The following is a 21425-nucleotide window of genomic DNA, read 5'->3' on the forward strand; positions in this document are numbered from 1 at the left end:
GGCCATTATGTGCTTTGACCATTAGCAAAATTCTCTGCTGTGAAGGCGATCAATGAAGACGAAGATTTTCAGTGCTCTTCTGTTGCTGACCAGCGCATGTCTTTTTGCTTTTGCTCTAAGCACTTCGCATCGCGAAGCAGCTATGGCCTGCTGGGTGGTTTCGACGATTTTCTTCATTGCGGCGGCCATGCTCATTCTTGGAGCGATTGTGGGAGCCTCATCGGCGACCTGCCCTGAAGCACGTAAGAAACGTCGAAGCTAACTGAGCAATTTTTCCAAGCAATGCGCCATCACGGACCTGGTGCATTGCTTGGATTATTTAACCACGAGAACCTGTCGGCCTTCACCGCAATTTAACATCGAGGCATCGACAGGTTCACATAGATGCGATAGATATGTAACTTGTCACTCTCGTCACTCTTAGGAGCATCTATGTCTGCATTCAGGCAGATACGAAAACTCAGCCTTACATCCTTGGCTGCACTATCACTCGTCACCGCCGGCACCACTGGTGCTCAAGCGGCTCCGATTGAAGAACCAACCGCTAGTCCCGGCAGCACAGTCACGACAACGGCAACCGCAACTGCAACACCGGCAGAAACGGCAACCACCTCGACTGCCACTCCTACTGCGAGTGCCAGCAGCACAGGCTCTGACTCTTCGGCTACCTCAACTGAAGACACCGCCAAAGCGGCTGCAGCCGATCCGCTAACTCTGGACTTCGTAGGCATTAACGATTTCCACGGACGCATTGCGGCAGACCGAGATTCAGCGGGGGCCGCCGTTCTAGCCGGTGCCGTCACCCAGTTACGTTCCAAAAACCCCAACACCTTGTTCCTCTCTGCTGGCGACAACATCGGAGCATCGACCTTCGCTTCCGCTTCCCAGCAGGATGAGCCAACCATCGAAGCGCTGGGCGCCGCTGGCCTGGACGTCTCAGTCGTGGGCAACCACGAATTCGATAAGGGCTTTGACGACCTCGCCGGGCGCGTCACCGACAGCTACGCCAAGGCAACCGGTGAAGCCGGTGGCGACTTCACCCTCGGCGCCAACGTCTACAAAGCCGGCACCAAAACTCCAGCCCTCAAGGAGTACGCAATCCGTGAAGTCGACGGACTCTCGGTCGGATTCATCGGTACTGTCACCGAAGATGTCCCATCCCTAGTCTCCCCTAGCGGAATTTCAGGCTTGGATTTTGGCGACGAAGTTGAAGCTGCCAACCGCGTTGCTGACCAGCTCACCGATGGCGATGCGTCCAACGGCGAAGCAGACGTCATTGTTTTGTTGACTCACAATGGCTCAGCCAACGCAAACTGCGAAAGCGTTGCCAAGGAAGACACTGCCTACGGAGAGCTCATCCGCAAGGCCAGCGGCAAGATTGACGCAATCTTCTCCGGACACACTCACAACTCCTATGACTGCCCTATTGCAGGGCCAGCCGGCGAGCGCCCAGTAATCCAGTCCCACCAGTACGGCACCACCTTGGGCAAGGTCAGCCTCGAAGTGGATCCGGCAACCGGTGACGTTTTAAGCTCAAGCGCTGAACGACTGGAACTGACCACCAAGGGTGCTGACGGTTCCTACACCCCTAACTACACTGCTGATCCAACCGTTGCCCAGATTGTTGAGACCGCTCAGGCTGAAGCCGAAGTAGTCGGCAGCAAGAAGATTGGTGAAATCTCCGAAGATATCCTGCGCGGCGGTGAAGTACCAGGCTCTGACCGAGGTGTTGAATCCACTCTGGGCAATACGGTGGCAGATATTCACCTATGGGCTACATCCAATGATGACTTTGCTGGAGAGCCGGCCCAGATTGCGTTCATGAACGCCGGTGGACTTCGTGCTGATTTGCTCTACGGAGAAGATGGCACCGTCACCTACCAGAACGCTGCAGAAGTACAGCCTTTCGCCAATACGCTGATCACCTTCAACCTCAAGGGTTCACAGATCCGTCAGGCCTTGGAACAGCAGTGGCAGCCAGACGGTTCAGAGCGTAGCAAGCTACAGCTTGGCATCTCTGAAGGCCTGTCCTACACCTATGTTGACGACGCTCCAGCTGGTGAACACATCAAGGAGATCACTTTCAACGGTGAACCACTGGATGAATCAGCAACCTTCCGGGTAGCTGCCAACGCATTCTTGGCTACCGGAGGAGATAACTTCACCGCATTCGCCGAAGGAACCGGCCATGCTGATTCGGGGCAAGTTGATCTTGATGCAACAGTGAACTTCTTCAAGGCTCATGATGTTGTCTCCCCTTCACCGCTGGGTCGCGCAGTAGTTGCTGGCACCGACTGGGCCAAGGTTTCAGTTGAGCCAACTGAGGTAACCGCTGGCGAATCGGCCACGGTGACCGTTACCGGTTTGGTTGAAGGCGCGCAGATTTCGGCGTCAGCTTTCAACGGCGATGTTGAGGTTGAGGATATTCCGGTGGCAGATGCTTCCGGAACCACCACGTTCAACCTTCCGGTCGATTCCGCTGTTGAAGCAGGCGATTACCAGCTAGTGATCTCCCAGGTACAGCGCGAAGATATTTCGACCGGATTCACCGTGGTTGCTGTTCCAGCCGAACCTACACCATCGGCTTCAGTTTCCCCATCCGAGGATGACACTGAATCCCCTGAGCCATCCGAGACCGAAGATTCGACCTCTCCTTCAACGGACGAAACGGAATCTTCGGAACCTACCGACAGCTCCACGCCTCCTTCTGAGGATGACTCCCAGGACAATTCCGAGGATGACTCTCAGCAGCAAGACAATGAAGATCTGGCCAACACCGGTTTCACCGCAGGCTGGATTGGCATCGTTGCAGGAATCGTCGTTTTGGCAGGTATCATCCTGCTTTTGATTCGTCGCTTCGGTAGCAAAGCCTAACGCTAAAGCCACCAGACGTAAGACAGGGGGTGTGCCCACGAGTTCAAACTCGTGGGCACACCCCCTTCTATTTGCTGATAATTAGTCGATGACCAATTCGCCCATTGGTTCCCAATCTTGGCCGTCAACCTTACGCGACACAATCTTAGGGGTGGACACCAACAGCGGACGCATAGACTCGATGCCAGCTGCGAAGTGTGCGGAATTGACGTGGGCAGCAGCTGCCTCGTCATCACGGAAGGCTTCAACAAGAACAAACTCGTTAGGGTCTTCCACGCTCACAGACCAATCGAACCAGAGGTTACCTTCTTCGGCGCGGGTGGCCTGGGTGAACTCTGCAACGTGATCCATGAAGTTCTCGGTGTTTTCAGGCTTTACTTGATATTTAACAACGATGAAGTACATGTCTCTAGTCTATAGCTCCGTTCTTAATGGTGTCTTGTATTCGAATGTATTCTTTGTCCCGTCGTGGCATGCCATCGACCACAAGATCGTAGGAATCCTCGATAAGTTCGCGCACCAATTCAACATCTAGACCTGCGCGAATTGAATTCCAATGCTTCTTGTTCATGTGATAGCCCGCGGTGATTTCCGGGTGCTCGCTACGCTGCTGGTCTGCCAGCGCAGGTTCACATTTCAAGTTGAGGACGAGTTCACCGCGAACGTCCGTTACTAGGCCAAACATCTTGGCCTTCTCTTTGTCCCGGCCCGCGACTTTAAAGACTTTGTACTCCGGTCCAAATGGATAATCGACAAATGAGCAGGGCAGGCTCAGGCATAATTGTGCCCATTGCGCTTCGAGTGCTTCATGTTCTTCGTTTTTATTCATGCTCACCTCGGCTACCGAAATGGGTATTCAATTTTGGGACAGGTATCCATCACTACCTCTAAGCCCGCGTCCTTGGCACGTTGGGCTGCCGCATGGTCGATCACTCCCAGTTGCATCCAGATGGCTTTCGCGCCGACGCTGATTGCTTGATCAACGATGTCGCCAACCTTTGAAGAATTCACAAAACAGTCCACCACATCGATGGGTCCAGGGATATCGGCTAGGCGTGCATACCCTTGCTCCCCCAGCACATTTTGGGCATCTAACGACACCGGAATGATCCGCATGGATAACTCATCACGCAGAAATCGTGCAATGGAAGGTGCCACCCGCGAAGGATTGTTGGTCAGCCCGACAACAGCCCACCGCCCCGACGTGCTCAACAGGCGGCGTATCACTGCAGGATCGTTTACATGGCTGTGCTCCATGCACATCACCTTACTCGGGAATGAGCGCGGATGCCGCCGTGAGATAAACCCGTCAGGGACGGTGAAGATAGTTAGTCTTCACCGTCCCGATCGGATTCATTCCCTTAGCCCTGAAGCTGGTTTGCTGCCTCGGTCTGGGCCGCGCTCAGCTCCGAAAAAGCGCCGCGGAACTGGGCCGCTGGATGGTTTTCCGGCAGGTAATCACCGCGGCCGAAGACCTTCTGACGCAAACTTCCCTGATGATATTCGCTCTGCGCCAACCCGCGGCGACGCAGCTCAGGCAGGACGCCTTCAATGAAGTTGTCATAGGACCCCGGAAGCACGTGGTTCATGATGTTCAGGCCATCAATCCCTGCATCCTGCCAGCGTTCCAGCTCATCAACGATGCTCTCTGGCGTGCCAACAATCTGCTGGGCCTTCGCCCGGTAGTGGGCCAGATCCTTCAAGGTCGGGTTGCCGCCTGGCACCGATGCCTTGACTGCTTCCAGCACTCCTTGGGCTCCCTGGGTCTGGATGTCTCCCAGCGGAGTATCCAGATCCATTCCGCCAAGATCCACCCCGAGACCGCCACCGATATGCGCAACAATCGCATCCAGGTCCAGGTACTCATCGTATTCGGCTTCCAGCGCTTTGGCTTCAGCTTCGGTGGAACCAACCACAAAGGACAAGCCGGCGAACACCTTAATGTCTTCACGCGTGCGTCCGGCTGTCCTGAGGTTCTCGATCAGCTGCGCGTTCTTCTTGGCCACATACTGCGCGTGCGGGGCAAAGAGGAAAGTCGCTTCAGCGTGGGTTGCTGCGAACTGCGAACCACGGGCAGAGGAACCAGCTTGGAAAAGGAACGGTGTGCGTTGTGCACTGGGCAGGGCTAGATGCGGGCCGTCGATCGAATAGAAATCGCCCCGATGGTTGATCTTGTTGACCTTGCTCGGCTCAGCGTAAAGGCCAGCTTCCTTATCGGCGATCAGTGCATCGTCTTCCCACGACCCTTCCCACAGTTTGTAAGCGGCTTCCACATATTCTTCGGCCCAACCGTAACGGTCGTCGTGGGCGACCAGATCCTTGCCACCAAAATTTCGGTGAGCGTTCTCCAGCACGCTGGTCACGATATTCCAAGCGACGCGGCCCTGAGACAGATGATCCAAAGTGGAAATCTGGCGCGCAAACTGGAACGGGTGGCTTTGAATCACCGAACTAGTCATCGCCAAACCAATGTCCTTGGTTCCAGCAGCCAGCGCGGAGAGCAGCACCAACGGGTCATGGCTAGGAACCTGCAATCCCTTGCGCACATGCGAGGCCCAACCACCTTCGTGGTCACCGTAGAGGCCCACCACGTCGGCGAAGAACAGCGCATCAAATTTGGCGTCTTCCAATTTCTTGGCAAGATCCACCCACAAGTTCAATTCGTTAAATCGGTGTTGCTGAGCTTCTGGGTGTCGCCACATTCCGCCGAGGATATGGCTGGAGGTGTTCATCAGGAATGCTGAGAGCAGCAAGCGCGGACGTTCTTGGAAAGTTGCCATGATTAGTTGCCTGCCTTAGCTTCTCCGATGGAGTTCAGCCCGGTGGGTACCGTGCCATTAATGAAGTAGTCCCCTACTGAGCGTGCTTTGAATGCCACCGGATTGTGGGTCGCTACCGTGCGCGCATTGCGCCAGAAACGATCTAGCGACTTGGAAGTGGACACCGCTGAGGCGCCGGTGACGTCAAAGAGTTCGCTGGTGGCGTCCAAAATCAGCTTGGGCGTTGCCACGTGGGCCTGCTGAACTGCCAATTCTGCGCGAAGATACGCAGCGTCTGGATCCAAAGCCAGATCAGGATCGAGAGCTGCATCCAGTTCCCGGGCCGCAGTGACGACAATGGACTCCGCGGCGAACACATTGGCCGCCAAGCGACCTACGAGTTCTTGAATCTGCGGATCGTCCTTGAATAATGCGCCGGACCCGGTGTTAAAGGTACGGGTTCTGGTGGACACGATATTGGCTGCCTCATTGCGCGCGCCCTTGCCGATGCCGACGAGCACCGAAAGCAGGCACAGCTGGAAAAACGCCGGTTCCAGCGTGGACGCCACCTTACGCTGAATAATGTTGTGCGGATCCACCAGAACATCGCTAAAGATCGCGGTGCCCGTTCCGGTCAGTGGCTGACCAAAGCCGTCCCAGTCATCGAGGATCTGAACGCCCTGAGCCTGACGATCAACGATGGCGTACTGGCGCCCTTCCACGCCTTCGGTGGTCGCCATGACCACAACCCAATCCGCGAAAATCGACCCGGTGGTGTAGTACTTTTCTCCGCGCAACAACCATCCGTCAGCCGTCTGAACCAGCTTGGTATTGGTGGTGCCCAGCGCGTTGCCACCACGTTCGGTCGCTGCATTGCCGAAGATTTGTCCCTGCAACACCTTGGGGAACCAACGGGCCTGGAAATCTGCTGGCTGCAGGGAGATGGTTTCGACGAACGAGAAATGGCTGCGCAACAAATGCGCAATGTTGGAGTCCGCGGCTGCCAGCTCGATCAGCAAACGGAAGAGGTGTTCGTGGCTGATCGGAGATCCACCATGGCTTTTAGGAACACGTAAGGTGGTGAATCCGGAATCCTTGAGCCACTTGACCTGTTCGAAGGGCAAGATACGGTTTTGTTCGCGTTCGCGGCTGCCTTCGGCGATTTTGGCAAAGACAGGGCTGAAGCGATCCAGCAGCTGCTGATAACGAGATTCGGTGGCTGCTGTGGCGATAATCGTCATTGGTTCTCCCTGCAGAACGTGGATGATTCGGGTAAAAGATCAAAAATGCGGTGTCCCCACGACGTCGCTATGCACCATCGCGGGGACGATTCCCTACTTGTTCCAGGTAGCGAAGTCAGCTTCCAGATCGCGATCCCATGGAGTGCCCAGGGCGCCGTCGAGGTAGTTTGCATACCAGTCGCGCACCTCGTTCGAGTGGTAGGCCTCTTCCAAAGCCTTACCCTTTTCGGTGTCTGTGAATCCTGGTTTGGCGCCGATGATGTTGATGTACGGTAGGGCGTCTTCTTCTTCTTCAAAGAGCAGAGCATCCTTCGGAGTCAGACCGATTTCCGCGCCGAGACGAGCAAAGAGGAATCCTGCGTCAACATCTGGAAGGGTCTTAGACAGCGACTGCTGATCCACCTCAACGAACTTAAAGTTCTTGGGGTTCTCTAGAATATCGTTCTGCGACAAGTGGATGACGCTCTTACCTTCGGTGACCTTCAGGAGCCCGGCTTTATCCAGTAGGGCCAGCGCGCGGCCATTGTTGGCGGTGTCCACCGGCAGTGCGATGGTCGCGCCATTAGGCAGGTCCTTGATGTCGTCATACTTCTTGGAGTACACGCCAGCCGGCGAGCTGTACATGTAGAAGGCCGGCTCGACATCGACGTTCTGGTCCTTTTTGAACTGCTCAAGGTAGGCCCCGTGCTGGAAGAAATTGGCGTCGTATTCGCCGTTGGAGACCACGTGGTTCGGCTGCACGATGTCGGTGACATAGGTAGCTTCGAGGGTCCAGCCCTTCTCAGCCAAAAGCTTCTGGGCAATTTTGGTTGGTTCCTGAGATGGCGCCGATTCGGTGACGATGATCTTGATGGTCTTATCGCCTGACCCGGCAGCCTGCCCGCCTGCCAAGCCACAGGATGTCAGTGCGAGCAGAGCGGCGGAACCTGCGGTGAAGGTCAAAAAGGTGCGACGGGATAATGCCATGATGTTGTCCTTTGACGAAGTGCGAGTTGGATCGGTTAAGAGTTAGCGTTTGTCGGCGGCACGAGAGAGCCGAGTTCCTATGAATTGAACTGCGTGAACCAGCAGAATCATCAGAACGATGGCCAGCAGCATGACCCCAGTTTCATAGCGGTAGTAGCCGTAGCGGATGGCGAAGTCACCGATGCCTCCGCCTCCGACCAGGCCCGCCATAGCCGAGTAGGAGATGAAGCTGACGGTCATGATGGTGATGGAGGACAGCAATGCCGGCTTGGCCTCGACCAGCAGCACTTCGCGGATAATCTGCCCGCGGGTAGCGCCCATGGCTTGGGCGGCTTCAACCACGCCGTTGCCCAGCTGGCTGATGTTCTGTTCCACGAAGCGGGCGAAGTACGGGATCGCGTTGATGGTCAGTGGCACGATGACCGCCGCGGTGCCGATGGTTGTTCCCACGACAAATCGCGTGAACGGAATGATGGCGATCAGCAGGATCAGGAATGGGAAGGAACGGATGGTATTAACCAGTCCGTCAACCACCCGGTGCAGCTTGGGACGCGGACGCAATCCATTGGGCGACATTGAATAGAGCCAGATGCCCAGCGGGGTTCCTAGGAGGATGGCGATGGGGATGGCCACCAGCAGCATCGCAAAGGTTTGTGCCATGGCGACCCAGATTTCCGGGGCCAATTCGATGATCCGGTCCAAGCTGAAAGCTGCTGCACTGCCGTTGCTCGTGGCTAGCACTACTGAAGTGAAGTTCATTGGTAATCCAGGTTCTCTATACGCGGGCTACGTTGGCGGCGAGGTTGTTCGCCTGCTTAGGCTGGCGGTTTAGCGTAATGTCATCGCTGATCAAGTAGCGACCAATAGGCGTTATTGGTTCAAAGCTTGGATCTTGCAGCGAGGTCAGCGCGAATTCTTCAACGACTGCACCGTCTTCCATGACAGAGACTTTGTCGGCGATGGCCTTGATGACGTTCATTTCGTGGGTCACGATCACCGTGGTGATACCGAGGCTGGCGTTGATGTCGCTGAGGTATTGGAGCACCGAGGTCGTGGTTCGCGGGTCCACTGCGCTAGTTGGCTCATCACACAACAGAACTTTGGGCTCGGTCACCAGCGCGCGAGCGATGGAGATACGCTGTTTCTGTCCGCCAGAAAGCTGGCCTGGATAGGCGCTGGCCTTATCGGCAAGGTCCACGATGGACAGTGCTTCTAGGGCGCGTTCTCGACGTTCCTTCTTGGGCACCCCGGCAAACTTCAGGTTCAGTTCGACGTTCTGCTGCGCAGTGCGGTTATTGAGCAAATTAAAGTGCTGGAAGATCATTCCGATGTCATGACGCTGTTTGCGCAGATCGCCTTCGCTCAGGCCAGTGAGCTCTACACCGTCAACAAATACCTGGCCCGAGGTTGGACGCTGCAGCAAATTGATATTGCGCAAAAGTGTTGATTTCCCGGCACCAGAAAATCCGATAATGCCGTGAATGCTTCCAGCCTGGATATCGAGAGTGACATCCTTAACGGCGGTGAATAGCTCTTGGCCTTTGCCGAAGGTTGTAGTTACGTTCTCAAGACGAATCATCATCGCTCCTTTACTGCTTGTCATGCGGAGCGTCCAACGCAAAGAAGAGCCATATTAAACAGACTCTTCTGTCACGAAGTGAAAGTACTCCATCGGTCCTGGCTGTAGCACCGCTCCCTATCGGGTGGTTGCTGCGACGTCGTTGAGCCAGATCTCTCAGTCGCTCTGGATGGTGTGTGTTCGGTTGAACCTTCCGAACAGTTCTAAGTCTGTCTTTCCTGGCTTTCGCAGACCAAGAGTTACGTAAGACAAAGTCATCAAGTCGCCGTTCTCAATTGTCGATATCTCAAAGAACCGAAAAGTTCGTAGTAAAACTTAACTCTTGAAAGAACATGTCGCTTCAAGACGGCAACTCTTGACGTATCGACTTTCTCTGTCCCTTGATTTCGAACTGCGCACCATGGGAATTGAAATACGCTAACTGCGGTTGTACTGAATTGCAGACCTACGAGAGGGAACTATGAAGATTGCAATTACCGGCGCCACCGGTCAGCTGGGAGAACTTGTTATTAATTCGCTCATCGAGCGTGGTGCAGATCCTGCGCAGCTTGTAGCGCTAGGACGTTCCGAGCAGAAGCTCGCTGCCCTGGCCGGCAAGGGCGTTGAAACGCGCGTTGCTGATTACAACGTAGAGGCCAGCCTTGTCTCAGCCCTTGAAGGTGTCGACAAGTTGCTACTGATTTCAGGTAGTGAAGTTGGCCAGCGCATTGCTCAACATGAAAACGTCATCACCGCCGCGCAACGAGTCAATGTCTCTTTGATTGCCTACACCTCCGTGGCTAACGCCTTGACTGGCAACATGAAGCTCGCAGCGGAGCATATTGCCACCGAGCAGTTGCTCGCTGGCTCAGGCATTGACTACGTTTTGCTTCGCAATGGTTGGTACACCGAAAACTACACGGACCAGCTCATGGGCTACCTGAACAGTGGCGTCGTCCTCGGTGCAGCTGGCGATGGCAAAATCAGCGCCGCACCGCGTGCCGATTATGCTGAAGCGGCCGCTGCAGTACTGCTCTCAGAAGACAATGAAGCCGGCAAGATTTATGAGCTGGGTGGCGATAAGGCCTTCACGTTGGCCCAGCTCGCTGGTGCGGTTGGAGCGGCAGCAGGCCAAGAGGTCAGCTATCAGGATATTGAACCGGAAAAGTTGGTAGAGATTTACACCGAATCTGGCGTACCTGCAGTGTTTGCCGACATCCTAGTTGATACCGACGTTCGTGTTCGCGCGGGTGCTTTGGAAGTGAATTCGGCAGATCTTTCAACGCTTATTGGCCGCCCAACCGGTTCGCTGGGTAAGTCGATCAAGGATGCTCTCGCCAAATAAATTCAGCAGCTAATCATTGTTCAATGGGTCGTTATCGCAGTGCCATCGTACTGCGATAACGACCCATCGTTTTTGGTCATTTGTGAAAAAACTTGCGGTCACTTGGGCGGAATTACAACCCAGTTGACAAGCCAACGCGTGTCACAGGCCACAAGAGCGAGTTGCTTCGCGTAAATTGACGCATACTTCATCCGCACCTTTTCAGGAGATTAGAGTATGCAAAGAACAGGTCTGCGCGCCTTGGCTGGCGCAACAATTCTCTCTCTAGGATTGGGCGCTTTCACCGCCCTCCCGGCGAGCGCCGATCCAAGGCACACCGAGAAGACTCCGACGGCTTCCGGTACGGGAGGCGCCGTCGCTTCAGTGGATCCCGAGGCTTCAGCCGCGGGTCTAGAAATATTGCGTCAAGGAGGCAATGCGGTGGACGCAGCCGTAGCCACCGCCGCTGCGCTGGGTGTCACCGAGCCATACAGCGCAGGTGTTGGTGGTGGCGGCTACTTCATGTACTACGACGCTTCCACCGGCAAGGTCAGCACCATTGACGGCCGCGAAACTGCCCCTGCAACCACCCCGCATGATGCGTTCATTGATCCGGCCACCGGCAAGCCATACAACTTCACTCCCGAACTAGTCACCAGCGGTGCGGCCGTTGGCGTTCCAGGAACCGTCGCAACGTGGGACAAAGCATTAAAGAACTGGGGTTCCCAAAGCTTCAAGCAGGTTCTGAAACCAGCAACGCAAGTCGCTTCGCGCGGATTTGTTGTTGATGAAACCTTCCACGAACAGACTCAAGATAATAAGGAACGCTTCGCGGCGTTCAGCTCGACCCGTGAGCTTTTCCTTCCTGACGGAGATGCGCCGCAGGTCGGAACCATCTTCAAGAATCCCGAACTGGCCGACACCTACCGCCTGCTGGCCAAAGAAGGCCCCAAGGCTTTCTATCAAGGTGATCTAGCCTCCGAAATTTCCCAGACTGTCCAAGCTCCGCCCAAGGTAGAAGATACCGACCTACCAGTACCCGCGGGCTTTGTGACCACAGATGATCTGGTCGCTTATGAAGTCGCCGAGCAGAAGCCAACCACGGTGAATTACCGCGGCTTGGATGTTTACGGCATGGCACCATCCTCCAGCGGCGGAACCACCATTGGTGAATCGCTGAACATTCTGAGCCAATTCGACCTTGCCGGCATGGAACCGACCGATGCCCTGCACCATTACTTTGAAGCTACCGCTCTGGCTTATGCAGACCGCGGCAAATACGTTGGTGATCCGGCCTTCGTCGACGTGCCAACCACGACGCTGACTAACAAGCTCTTTGGTGCTGAACGTGCCTGTGAAATTGATCCGCAGAAGGCCTCGGCCAAGCCGGTCGCTCCCGGCGATGTGGCTAACTTCGACGGGAAATGCCCGGCGAGCACAGCTCAGCCTGCTGAAGAACAGGACACCGAGAACATCTCCACCACCCATCTTTCAGTCGTAGACCGTTGGGGCAACGCAGTGTCCTACACACTAACCATTGAACAGACCGGTGGTTCCGGCATGGTGGTCCCGGGCCGTGGTTTCCTGCTGAATAATGAACTCACCGATTTCTCCACGGTCTATGACCCAGCGGATCCGAACCGTATTGAGCCGGGTAAACGCCCGCGTTCTTCCATGTCCCCCACCATCGTGCTGCAGGACGGAAAACCAGTGTTGGCCGTTGGCTCTCCAGGCGGTTCCACAATTATCACCACGGTGCTCCAGACGCTATTGAACCGCTACGACTTGGGGATGAGCATCAGCGAAGCAATTGCTGCTCCGCGTGCTTCGCAGCGCAATACCGCAGCTGTGACCGCGGAGCCTGAATTCATCACCAAGTACGGCTCAGCGTTGGAAGCCTTTGGCCATAAGCTCACCCCGGCCGGCGATTCCTTCACCCCGCAGGCAGAGATCGGTGCGGTGGAAGCCGTGGAGATCCATGCCGATGGAACGCTGACCGCAGCGGCCGAACCTGTACGCCGTGGCGGTGGCTCCGCCATGGTGCTCAAACCAAACAAATAGTTCCAGCAGACAAAAGCCCAGAGGCCTCGGGCACCCTCAGAAAGGTGCTCGATGCCTCTGGGCTTTTGTGGCGTGCTAACTTCTCTTCGTCTTAGCTTTGGGCAGCCAAGCGGTTGCCAATCTTGTACTTAGCTGCGCGGTGAGTTTCCTTCACGCGGTCGCCGGCTGCAAAGAGCTTATTGCGCAGTGAGCCGTCTGCGTACTCAGTCTTGTAAGCACCACGAGCCTGTAGCTCAGGAACGACGTACTCAACGACGTCTTCGAAGGTTGCTGGGGTGACAGCGTAGGCCAGGTTGAAGCCGTCCACGTCGGTGTAGTCCACCCAGTCGATGAGCTTCTCGGCTACCTCGGCGCCGGAGCCAACGGTGATTGGACCGAATCCGCCCACGCCAACCCATTCAGCAAGCTGACGGATAGTCCATGGGTTGCCGTCATCGCCGCTGGCCTTCTGGAAGGTCTCCACGGAAGACTGGATGGCGTTGGACTTCACGTTTGATCCCAACGGCTCATCAGGATCCAATTCGGAAAGGTCCACACCCATCCAGCCGGAGATCAACACCTGAGCACCTTCAACATCCGCATAGGACTTGTAGTCCTCGTACTTGGCCTGAGCCTTCTCGGATGTTTCATCTGTGATGATGGTCTGCATGGCGAAAATCTTCACGTCATAACGGTCACGTCCCGTAGCCTCGACAGCGTCACGAATCTTGGCGACGGTGGCCTTGAGAATTTCGCGGGTAGGGCTGGTAACAAAAACAGCCTCAGCGTTTTCCGAGGCAAACTTGATGCCACGCGACGAGGCACCGGCCTGGTAAATTACCGGGGTGCGCTGAGTAGAAGGCTCGGTGATGGCAATGCCGGGCACCTTAAAGTACTTGCCCTCATGCTCAATGTTGTGCACCTTGGCCGGGTCAGAGTAGATCCCGGTTTCTTTGTTATTCTGCACCGCATCGTCTTCCCACGAGCCTTCGAGCAGCTTGTAGACCACTTCGAGGTATTCGTCGGCATGATTGTAACGCTCGTCGTGTTCCATCTGGTCTTCTTGGCCCATATTTCGGGCGGCCGAAGGCAGGTAACCAGTGACAACATTCCAGCCCACACGACCTTCGGTCAGGTGATCAAGGGTGGCTAGGCGACGCGCGAAGGCGTAAGGGTGCTCGTAGGCGGTGCCGGCGGTGACACCAAAACCAAGGTTCTCGGTCACCGCTGCCATGGCGGAAACCAACATCATCGGGTCGTTCACTGGAGCCTGAGCGCCCGAGCGTAATGGCGATTCGTTGGTTCCGTTGAAGACGTCGTAGGTGCCTAGCACGTCGGCAATAAACAGGCCGTCGAACTTACCTTTTTCTAGCACCTTCGCTAGGTGTGTCCAGTAACCGATGGTGTTGTAGGTCGAGGCCTTATCATCGGGGTGACGCCACAGACCTGGCGACTGGTGCACCACGCAGTTCATGTCGAATGCGTTAAAAAGAATTTCGCGATTCTTGCTCATGGGTGTTCTCCTTGCCGTGAATCTGTAAATTGTGGGTAAAAATATTTGGCGCTTAGGCGCCGTAGCCTTGGTGGTTGCTGTCCTCGCCGGTAACCAAAAGTCGTTGCGGCTGAACCGCGTTGATTTCGTAGTCCCCCACAATTCGTGCCTTATATATGGCCGGGTTGTGGGTGGCGATGGTGCGGGCATTACGCCAGTGCCGATCCAGATTGCACACGACGCTGGTCGAGGAAGCGCCCAAACCATCAAAGATCTTGCTGGTTGCTCCGAGCACCAGCGGCTGGACGACGGTCTGCGCACGGTTGGCGGACAATTCACAGACCGCGTAGCGTTCTTCATCGTTAAGCCCTGGATCGACCAACGCAGCTTCAACTTCAAGCACCGCGCCGATAACCACCGAATCCACGGCGAAGGATTCTGCGGATACTTCACCAACCAACTGCAGAACCTGCGGTTCGCGGTAGGCCGGAACCCCGGTGCCGGTGGTGAAGATGCGGGTGCGATTCTGCACCGAAACACGGAGGTCGTTGAGTGCGGCGCGGGCAATGCCTGCCTGAACTGCCGTGAGCACCAGTTGATAGATTGCTGCCTCGGAGTCGTTGGAGGTTTGCGGGATGAAACAGTCCACCGGCACCTGATGGAATTCGGTAGTTCCGGTCCCGGTCAGTCCTTGGCCAAAGCCGTCCCAGTCGTCAAGGATCTTTACGCCACTACGCTGGGTGGAGACTACGGCGATTTGGCGTCCTGGCTTCTCTGGATGGGCCACAGCCACAGCGGTCCAGTCGGCGAAAATAGTTCCGGTGCAGTAGTACTTTTCGCCGTCAACAATCCAACGGCCCTCTGACTCAGTGACCTTGGTGTTCAGCGTGCCCAGTGCATTGCCGCCGCGCTCGGTGTAGGCGTTACCTACGATCTGTCCCGCAGCGATACGAGTGACCCACTTACTGCGCAGTTCTTGGTCCTCAAGGATCAAGACGCTCTCGACAAAGGCGATATGCGCACGCCACAGTTGGCCGACGTGAGAGTCCGCCTCGGAAAGTTCTATGAGCAGGCGGAACACATCCACTAGACGCGCGCCGTAACCGCCTTCTGCCACTGGAATGCGCAACGCACCAAAACGATCACGGTTCAACAGGCCCACTTGCTCGAATGGAAGCACGCGGTTGCGGTCCCGGTCCCTAGCAGTGGAAGCGATTTGAGCGAAGATCGGGCGGAAGATTTCGGCCAAACGGTCATACTGTTCGTCCGCGCCCGAGCCGGGAGTGACCTTGAGTAGTTGCCGGGTAGGCAACTGCTCTTCGAAGTCGTCTAGTCCCATGGCGCTAGTCTGCGAAGGATCGCTGAGCTGGTTGAAGTCCAAACCGGAAGAGTTCGGCGACTCGCCAAATGACATTGAAGTCCTCAATTCTTTCCATCGGTCCTGGCGGTAGCACCGTCCCGCGTTTCGGGTGGTTGCTGCGGCGTCGTCGAGCCAGATCTCTCAGCCGCTCTGGATGGGGTGTCATTCATTTGTAGCCGTAACAATGCAATCTTTCCAAGCCACGAAGTCACATTTCTCAGCCGAGACTGGCTGGCTTGACATAGGCGTTGCACGGTCAATGACGCTTCATGTCGAAGATGACTTGCCCAGAGTACTCAACTATCGATTAAACAGCCTTGCAATGAAATAAATAACGAAATAACCCGCGCATGTGACGTAGTTATCGAAGATTTTTCATGTTACGCAAGATTTGCGTTCTATTCATTCGAATGCCTGTAATGGAAGCGTAACCATCCCGAGCGGCCGAGAGATCTGGCTCTTAGACGCCGCAGCAACCACCTATGGATCACAGTCTTTAGGCCGGTGCTACCGCCAGGACCGATGGAGATGATCATGGCTCTTAGCCTTGCACTGCCTCAAACACATACCTCGACGGCATTAGATGTTGAATTCAGCAACGTTTCGCGTACGTTCACTTCTGCGATTGTCATTCACCTGCGACTTCATTCCCCGTAGGGCTTCGCGTATTTATTCCCAGACGGAACCACAGTAAAAATCGTTTTTGCCACCAAAGCACACCAAGGAATTTTCTCTCATGACCATCGAATCGGCATCCACCTCAGCCTTGCCCTCAGAGGAAGCACGCCATGCATTCTGGGACGAAGCAGCAAACCTCCTGGACTGGGAGAACCGCTGGCACACCACCAGCCGTATCGTCCCTGCCGATGCAGCTGCCAAGCGCGGCCCCGAAATCTCTTGGTACCTCGGAGGTACGCTCAACGCTGCGGTGAACTGCGCCGACCGGCATGTTGCTGCTGGCCGGGGCGAGAAGGTCGCCCTCTATTTTGAAGGCGAGCCTGGGGATCGGGTCACCGTCACCTACAAGGACCTGCAAGATCGAGTTAGCCAAGCTGCCAACGCATTGGAATCGCTGGGTGTTGTTAAGGGCGATCGTGTAGTCATCTACCTACCGGTGCTCATCGAAACTATCGTCATCACCCTGGCCTGCGCCCGCATTGGTGCGATTCATTCGCTGGTCTTCGGTGGTTTCTCGGCCGAGGCGCTCAAATTCCGGGTGGAAGATACCAAGGCCAAGGTGCTGGTTACTACCGATGGCCAGTTCCGTCGCGGTACCTCGGTACCGGTGAAAGACAATGCTGATCAGGCAGTCTCCGGTGAGAACCATATCGAAAAGGTTCTGGTTATCCGCCGTACCGGCGATCAAATTCCCTGGACTGATGGTCGGGACGTGTGGTGGCATGAGGTAGTTGAGACTCAGTCCACCAACCATCGCCCGCAGTTCTTTGATTCAGAAACCCCACTGTTCATCATGTACACCTCGGGCACTACCGGGCAGCCTAAGGGTCTGGTCCACACCACCGGTGGCTATTTGACTCAGGCAGCTGCCAGCTACAACCTGCTTTTTGCCAATCCCGATGAGAATCAGCGGGAGAATGACGTGCACTGGTGCACCGCGGACTTGGCCTGGGTTACCGCGCATACCTATGAGATCTACGGCCCATTGGCTAACGGTGTCACCCAGGTGATCTATGAAGGTGTCCCCAACGCACCACACCCAGGCCGCCATTTCGAAGTCATTGAACGTTACAAGGTCACCAGTTATTACACGGCTCCTACCTTGGTCCGTTCGCTGATGGGTTGGTTCCCCGAAGGCATTCCAGCCACTTATGATCTATCCTCCATCAACATTGGTGGCACTGTCGGCGAAGCAGTTAACCCCGAGGCGTGGAAGTGGTTCCGCGAGCAGCTCGGCCGCGATACTCCCATAGGCCTGCCCATGGTGGACACCTGGTGGCAGTCCGAATCCGGCGCAACGATCCTCTCACCGCTACCCACCGATGACTACTTCAAGCCCGGTTGTGCCGCTCGATCGTTGCCCGGAGTTTCAGTGGACATCGTTGATGCTCAGGGCCATAGCGTAGAACCGCATACTCAGGGAAATATCGTGATCACCCAAACCGGGCCGTCGATGGCTCGTACCGTGTGGGGCAACCCTGAACGCTACTACACCAGCTATTGGGAACAATACGTTCAGCAGGGCTGGTTCCTGGCTGGTGACGGGGCACGCTTTGATGAGGATGGCGATATTTTCATTCTTGGCCGTACCGATGATGTGATCAATATTTCTGGCCACCGACTTTCCACCATCGAGATTGAATCAGCTCTGGTCACCAATCCTGGGGTTGTCGAGGCCGGGGTGTGCCCGACGAGCGACGCGAAGACAGGACACGCTGCCACGGCGTTTGTGGTGCCATTGGATAAGAGCTTAATCGCGCAGTTCCCCGATGAAGCTCTAGCTGCTCGGCAGGCAGAATTCATTGCTCAGTTACGTTCCACGGTGACAACCCAGATCGGGCCGATCGCTAAGCCACGCGATGTTGTTCTGGTTCCCGACGTTCCTAAGACCCGCTCGGGGAAAATCATGCGGCGGTTACTCACCCAGCTCTTTGAAGGAAGCACTCTGGGCGATACCACTAGCTTGCAAAATGAACCATGCATTCCGGAAATCAACGCAATTTGCCGAGCACGTCAGTGAGAGTTCGGCAGCAATTCCCCGCTTAACCTCGTGAAGCCTCGTCCCTGTGGGACGAGGCTTCACGAGGTTTTCAGCTAGTAGTTCTAGCTAGGAGTCCTTGGACTGAGCTGATGGATTCTCATCGGCTTCAGTGACAAACACTTGAGTTGATTCACCGGCTTCACCCTCTGGCTTGTTAGCCGGGGTAACAATAGGAATCTCGGTGGTCATCAGGCTGAACTGGCTACCTTCGTGCAGGTCAACACCTTGGGTTACCGATTGCTCCAGCACGGTCCGTGCCACCTTGCCGCGCAGGATCAGCGGATCCTTACTGAGGTCCTTCCACAGCGCAACGCACAGTAGCAACATCACAATCACGAACGGCAGTGCCGAAACGATGGTGATGTTCTTCAGACCGTTGAGCGCTTCTGAAGGATGATCGCCACCAGCCAGCAACATCACTGCTGCCACAGCACCGGTAGCTACACCCCAGAAAATCACCGACTTCTTAGTTGGCTCCTCAGCGCCTCGTTCGGACAGCGCACCCATCACGATGGATGCCGAGTCAGCACCGGTGACAAAGAAGATCGCGATCAGCAAGACAGTCACAACCATCAGCACCGTGGCGACCCAACCGGACACTGGCAATTTATCGAGCAGGTCAAAGAGGATCAAGTCGAAGTTGATGTCCGGAGCGCCGTCCACCATTTTGGCCAATGCCTCGCCGGTATTACCGGCACGTTCAGCGCGTTCCTGCATGCCGATGGCACCGCCACCGAAGATCGAGAACCAAATCAGCGTTACTGCCGATGGAACCAAAAGTACGCCGGTCACAAACTGGCGGATGGTGCGGCCACGGGAAATACGGGCGATGAACAGACCAACGAATGGGCTCCAGGAGATCCACCATGCCCAGTAGAAGATGGTCCACGAGGACAACCAGCTAGACATGGTGCCATCACCGGAGGCCGCAGTTCGCGATGCCATCTGTGGCAGGTCACCGATGAAGGAGCCGACAGCGTTCGGGATGACGTTCAGGATGAACAGGGTTGGTCCACCGATGAAAACGATCAGTGCCAAAATCACTGCCAGAACCATATTGATGTTCGACAGCCACTGAATGCCGCGCTCAATGCCGGAAACGGCCGAGGCAACAAACAATGCGGTGAGAATCGCGATAATGACGACCAGTACGCCGGAGCCGATCTTCTCCATGATTCCTGCGGACTGGATACCGCCACCAATCTGCAGTGCGCCCAAGCCCAATGAACAGGCCGAGCCAAACAGGGTGGCAATAATTGCCAGAATGTTGATGACGCGTCCGCCCCAGCCATGGATGATGCGCTCTCCGAAGATGGAGGAGAACATCGCCGAGAATAGCTGTGGGCGTCCCAAACGGAAGCTACCGTAAGCCATGCCCAAACCGACGATTGCGTACATGGCCCAAGGGAATAACGTCCAGTGGAATAGCGTGGTACCCATGGCGGTGCTTAGGGCCGCATCAGTGGATCCCTCTACGGTTCCTGGCGGAGGCGACATGTAGAAGAACAACGGTTCGCCCACACCGTAGAACACCAGACCGATGCCCATACCGGTTGCGAACATCATAGAGATCCACGAAACCGTACTGAACTGTGGCTTTTCATCGTCCTTGCCCAGTGGGATACGCCCGAAGTTCTTCGCGGCGACGACGATGACAAAAAGTGTAAAGACCGAGGCTGCGATGACAAACAGCCAACCGGTGTTGGTGATAACCCAGTCAAGGGCTACATCCGAGGCCTTACCTAGGCCCTCTGGGGTAGCGAAACCCCAGATAATAAATGCCAGCGCAATGGCGCCGGCGATACCAAATACCCAGTAGTCGGTACCTGTTGCAGCATATTTTTTAGGACGTCGTTTTCGAGCTGTGTGCAACTCTCCGACGAGGTCCTCTAAAGATTGATCCGTCTGCTTCATTGCTTTCTTCCTTCACTGGTAAGACTCCGCGGATAAGATCCGGTGGGAATCCAACGAGTAATCGTTCTCATGAGATGCGATTGCCATGCAGTGTGCTTGATTGCGAATTGCTTATCGGTGCCGATTCATTGAATCCTAATCTAGCGTTCGCGAGAGCTGATTGATACAGCAATCGCATTGGAATGACCGGGCAATTTCTCCGGTGACCCGACGCTATTTCTTCTCGGATCGTCACAATAAATCGTAAATAGTCCTTTTCAAGCATGGTCGAACGACTCTCATTGGTCAAACTCAAGGCTTGATTTTTCGCGGTTTTTGATCCTCTCTTGCCTCTGTTGCGCATAGCAGACAAGGCCGATATCAGCGCTGTGAGTTCAATCCCAAGGGCTAAATCATGGTGTAAATCAGACGAAGAACCGGTGACCACGTCGATTGAATTCCGCACATCATTTTCACCTAAATTTGCGATTCTCCGGAGAATTGGGCGCACTTCCACCGACCCCGATGAGTGCTTACGTCCAACAAGCTAATATTCCCCATGCGGAATACTCACTACCCAGCAAGTAAGAACGCTTGTCGTCTTCCGATCATCGTGACGTAACCTGAAATACATTGAGACTTATCTTGACTCATTCAAAATAAGCAGGCATGCTGAGGATATGACTTCTACAGACGGGCTTGAGCAAGTGCTCAAGGCAGCATCAATGCGGGTGACGCAACCTCGCGTTGCAGTGCTCGCTGCAGTTGCAGCAAACCCGCACGGTGACACCGAAACAATTATTTCGGCGGTACGCCGCGATCACCCCGCGGTATCGCACCAAGCGGTCTACGATTCACTCAAGCTTTTCGCCAGCTTGGGCGTTATTCGTCAAATTCAGCCACAAGGTCATATCGCACGCTACGAAACTCGCGTCGGAGACAACCACCACCATGTGGTGTGTCGCAACTGCGGAAAACTAGCGGACGTCGACTGTGCCGTCGGCGGCGCGCCTTGTTTGCACGCGTCAGATGATCACGGTTTCAAGATTGATGAAGCCGAGGTTATCTACTGGGGCACCTGTCCCGAATGCCAGGCTGAACTGCGCGACGAGTAACCACAACCACAAAAACTTTGTCATCAAGCGGTACTCTCCGTGCGGTGAACATTGAAACCTAATCCCCAAAAAATCCGTAAGGAA

17 protein-coding genes and 3 riboswitches are annotated in these 21425 nt (G+C 55.4%); of the genes, 6 read left to right on the plus strand and 11 right to left on the minus strand.

All coding sequences use genetic code 11. The features are described 5' to 3' along the window. Nucleotides 1-52: 52 nt before the first annotated feature. The gene (locus FJV47_RS12700; protein ID WP_159613592.1) at nucleotides 53-262 is read left to right on the plus strand and encodes a hypothetical protein; all 210 of its coding nucleotides are present in this window, start codon (nucleotides 53-55) and stop codon (nucleotides 260-262) included. 212 nt (nucleotides 263-474) lie between these two features. Continuing rightward, nucleotides 475-2874, plus strand: a complete 2400-nt coding sequence (locus FJV47_RS12705; protein ID WP_235026456.1) for a bifunctional UDP-sugar hydrolase/5'-nucleotidase — start codon at nucleotides 475-477, stop codon at nucleotides 2872-2874. A gap of 81 nt (nucleotides 2875-2955) precedes the next feature. On the opposite strand, the gene FJV47_RS12710 is transcribed toward FJV47_RS12705, so the two are convergent. The 8 genes from FJV47_RS12710 to FJV47_RS12745 form a co-directional block, all read right to left on the minus strand. Beyond that, on the minus strand, nucleotides 2956-3279 hold the full coding sequence (locus FJV47_RS12710; RefSeq protein ID WP_159613595.1) for a putative quinol monooxygenase: 324 nt from the start codon (nucleotides 3277-3279) through the stop codon (nucleotides 2956-2958). Nucleotides 3280-3283: 4 nt separating this feature from the next. Next, complete coding sequence (locus tag FJV47_RS12715) at nucleotides 3284-3703, minus strand: MmcQ/YjbR family DNA-binding protein (RefSeq protein WP_159613597.1); 420 nt, start codon at nucleotides 3701-3703, stop codon at nucleotides 3284-3286. A gap of 11 nt (nucleotides 3704-3714) precedes the next feature. Further along, a complete protein-coding gene (locus FJV47_RS12720; RefSeq protein WP_159613599.1) occupies nucleotides 3715-4131 on the minus strand; it encodes a CoA-binding protein in 417 nt (138 codons plus the stop codon). 104 nt (nucleotides 4132-4235) lie between these two features. Then, the gene (locus FJV47_RS12725) at nucleotides 4236-5654 is read right to left on the minus strand and encodes an NtaA/DmoA family FMN-dependent monooxygenase (protein WP_159613601.1); all 1419 of its coding nucleotides are present in this window, start codon (nucleotides 5652-5654) and stop codon (nucleotides 4236-4238) included. Between the two features lie 2 nt (nucleotides 5655-5656). Continuing rightward, entirely contained in the window at nucleotides 5657-6874 is a 1218-nt protein-coding gene (locus tag FJV47_RS12730) for an acyl-CoA dehydrogenase family protein (protein ID WP_159613603.1), read from the minus strand. A gap of 93 nt (nucleotides 6875-6967) precedes the next feature. After that, the gene (locus FJV47_RS12735; RefSeq protein ID WP_159613605.1) at nucleotides 6968-7840 is read right to left on the minus strand and encodes a MetQ/NlpA family ABC transporter substrate-binding protein; all 873 of its coding nucleotides are present in this window, start codon (nucleotides 7838-7840) and stop codon (nucleotides 6968-6970) included. A 42-nt stretch (nucleotides 7841-7882) separates the two neighbouring features. Further along, a complete protein-coding gene (locus FJV47_RS12740; protein WP_159613607.1) occupies nucleotides 7883-8599 on the minus strand; it encodes a methionine ABC transporter permease in 717 nt (238 codons plus the stop codon). A 16-nt stretch (nucleotides 8600-8615) separates the two neighbouring features. Further along, nucleotides 8616-9443, minus strand: coding sequence for a methionine ABC transporter ATP-binding protein (locus FJV47_RS12745; protein WP_235026457.1), 828 nt, complete (start codon nucleotides 9441-9443; stop codon nucleotides 8616-8618). A gap of 62 nt (nucleotides 9444-9505) precedes the next feature. Then, nucleotides 9506-9595: riboswitch (SAM riboswitch) on the minus strand. A 284-nt stretch (nucleotides 9596-9879) separates the two neighbouring features. Here FJV47_RS12745 and FJV47_RS12750 point away from each other — a divergent pair. Together FJV47_RS12750 and ggt are read left to right on the plus strand one after the other, a co-directional pair. Then, on the plus strand, nucleotides 9880-10743 hold the full coding sequence (locus FJV47_RS12750) for an SDR family oxidoreductase (RefSeq protein WP_159613609.1): 864 nt from the start codon (nucleotides 9880-9882) through the stop codon (nucleotides 10741-10743). Between the two features lie 216 nt (nucleotides 10744-10959). Further along, on the plus strand, nucleotides 10960-12783 hold the full coding sequence (ggt, locus tag FJV47_RS12755) for a gamma-glutamyltransferase (RefSeq protein ID WP_159613611.1): 1824 nt from the start codon (nucleotides 10960-10962) through the stop codon (nucleotides 12781-12783). Nucleotides 12784-12874: 91 nt separating this feature from the next. Here the strand turns inward: ggt and FJV47_RS12760 are convergent, their stop codons facing one another. Next, nucleotides 12875-14275: an LLM class flavin-dependent oxidoreductase gene (locus FJV47_RS12760; RefSeq protein ID WP_159613613.1), complete on the minus strand. Its 1401-nt coding sequence runs from the start codon at nucleotides 14273-14275 to the stop codon at nucleotides 12875-12877. A gap of 52 nt (nucleotides 14276-14327) precedes the next feature. After that, nucleotides 14328-15668, minus strand: a complete 1341-nt coding sequence (locus tag FJV47_RS12765) for an acyl-CoA dehydrogenase family protein (protein ID WP_159613615.1) — start codon at nucleotides 15666-15668, stop codon at nucleotides 14328-14330. Nucleotides 15669-15683: 15 nt separating this feature from the next. Continuing rightward, nucleotides 15684-15775, minus strand: a riboswitch (SAM riboswitch). Nucleotides 15776-16042: 267 nt separating this feature from the next. After that, nucleotides 16043-16143, plus strand: a riboswitch (SAM riboswitch). Nucleotides 16144-16317: 174 nt separating this feature from the next. On the opposite strand from FJV47_RS12765, the gene acs reads away from it, so the two are divergent. Continuing rightward, nucleotides 16318-18312 carry an acetate--CoA ligase gene (acs, locus tag FJV47_RS12770; protein WP_255475158.1) on the plus strand — a complete coding sequence of 665 codons (1995 nt, stop codon included), beginning with the start codon at nucleotides 16318-16320 and terminating at the stop codon, nucleotides 18310-18312. Between the two features lie 87 nt (nucleotides 18313-18399). Here the strand turns inward: acs and FJV47_RS12775 are convergent, their stop codons facing one another. Beyond that, nucleotides 18400-20247, minus strand: a complete 1848-nt coding sequence (locus FJV47_RS12775; protein ID WP_159613619.1) for a BCCT family transporter — start codon at nucleotides 20245-20247, stop codon at nucleotides 18400-18402. A gap of 659 nt (nucleotides 20248-20906) precedes the next feature. Between FJV47_RS12775 and FJV47_RS12780 the strand changes: the two genes are divergently transcribed. Beyond that, complete coding sequence (locus FJV47_RS12780) at nucleotides 20907-21341, plus strand: Fur family transcriptional regulator (protein WP_159613621.1); 435 nt, start codon at nucleotides 20907-20909, stop codon at nucleotides 21339-21341. The last annotated feature ends 84 nt before the right edge of the window (nucleotides 21342-21425 follow it).

The sequence above is a fragment of the Glutamicibacter sp. JC586 genome (assembly GCF_009805585.1).
Classification (GTDB): Bacteria; Actinomycetota; Actinomycetes; order Actinomycetales; family Micrococcaceae; genus Glutamicibacter.